Annotated in this window: 2 protein-coding genes; both read left to right on the plus strand. The window is 39.5% G+C overall.

Annotated features, from left to right (window positions below):
• Nucleotides 1-492 precede the first annotated feature (492 nt).
• Nucleotides 493-891: a hypothetical protein gene (locus tag K8089_RS16000; protein ID WP_237604297.1), complete on the plus strand. Its 399-nt coding sequence runs from the start codon at nucleotides 493-495 to the stop codon at nucleotides 889-891.
• A partial coding sequence (locus K8089_RS16005; protein WP_237604298.1) for an IS3 family transposase occupies nucleotides 891-1,556 on the plus strand: 666 nt, incomplete at its 3' end. The genes K8089_RS16000 and K8089_RS16005, both read left to right, overlap by 1 nt.

The raw sequence follows: 1,556 nt of genomic DNA on the forward strand, positions 1-1,556 counted from the left end.
ATGACGCTACTCACCCCCTCCCGAAGTAAATTCGGGACAGGCTTTTGAAGGGGGGGCGGAGGAAGATGTGAGATTTGAGATTTGAGATTTGAGATTTGAGATGCTAGAGGCTAGAGGCTAGATTTTTGCCGTAGGACGGTAGGACGTAAGACGTAGGACGAATTTGAACGCGAAACGGGAAAGTAAAATTGAAGACGATACTTCTGGGTGACGCTATTCCCCCCTTTGAAGGGGGGGCAGGGGGGGATGTTTGGAAAGGTGAAATCGAAGACGCCACTTCTCCCCCATCCCAAAGTAATTTTAAAACACGCTTTTGAAGGGGGTTCGGGGGATGTTAAGGAAGATGTGAGATTTGAGATTTGAGATTTGAGATTTGAGATGCTAGAGGCTAGAGGCTAGATGCTAGATTTTGGACGTAGGACGGTAGGACGTAGGACGTAGGACAAAATGACTTGTTCTGAAATAGGTTGACAGTTTATAAATCTATAAACTATGAAACAATCTAAACAAATATTACGTTATTCCGAATCATTTAAACTATCTGTACTAAAAGATATTGAGTCTAATCATCTTAGTTTTGGTGAGGCTATGCTCAAATATAACATTAAAGGAAGATCCACAATTCAGAATTGGGCAAAAAAATATGGTAACTTTAGTCTTTTAAACAAAATAGTTATCATGAAAAAGCCAGGAGAAATTGATCGTCTAAAAGAGATGAAAAACGAAATTAGGAGACTTAAGGAAGCACTTGCAGATACTGTCCTAGATAGAAAAATAGCCGAGAGTACTCTTGAGGTTATCTGTGAGGACATGGATTTGGACCTTGAAAAAGTAAAAAAAAAAGCTGGCGAAGAATTGCAGCGAAGACAATCAAAAAAAACGAAAAAGTAATGACGGTCTGCAATAAACTTAAGAGAAGTCGAGCGGCGTATTACAAGGCTGTAAAGACAGATGGTATCCAGATGAAAGAGCACAAGCTCATAAAATCCCAGGTATTGTACTATCGTAGTTTTATGACCAAACTGGGTAGTAAAAAACTGTTCCATATAATCGGTCCTAAGCTAGCCCAACACAACATAAAATTGGGCAGAGACAAATTCATTGAGTTTCTCAGAAAGGAGGACTTATTGGTTCCAAAGCAGAGGCCTAGATATAAGGTAACCACCGATAGCAAACATCCATTCAAGGTGTATAAAAATTTAACACAGGAGCTCAAGGTTACCAGACCGGATCAATTGTGGGTAAGTGACATAACATATTTGCGAACAGAAAAGGGATTTTGTTATCTTGCCTTAATTACAGATGTATACAGTAGAAAAATAGTTGGATATGACGTCAGTGATAGCCTTGAGCTCACCGGGGCATTAAATGCCCTTAAAATGGCACTAAGAAATAAAATAGGTGAAGGTACAATCCACCATTCAGACAGGGGATCACAATATTGTAGTCACCTTTACACGGGACAGTTGAAAAAACAGAAAACCGAAATAAGTATGGCGGCAGCTGGTAATTGCTATGAAAACGCATTAGCAGAAAGAGTTAATGGTATACTAAAA

This window comes from Aequorivita vitellina, assembly GCF_022008365.1.
Classification (GTDB): Bacteria; Bacteroidota; Bacteroidia; order Flavobacteriales; family Flavobacteriaceae; genus Aequorivita; species Aequorivita vitellina.

Coding starts and splice junctions, on each gene's coding strand:
- K8089_RS16000 (WP_237604297.1), top strand. CDS start 493: ATGAAACAATCTAAACAAATATTACGTTATTCCGAATCATTTAAACTA.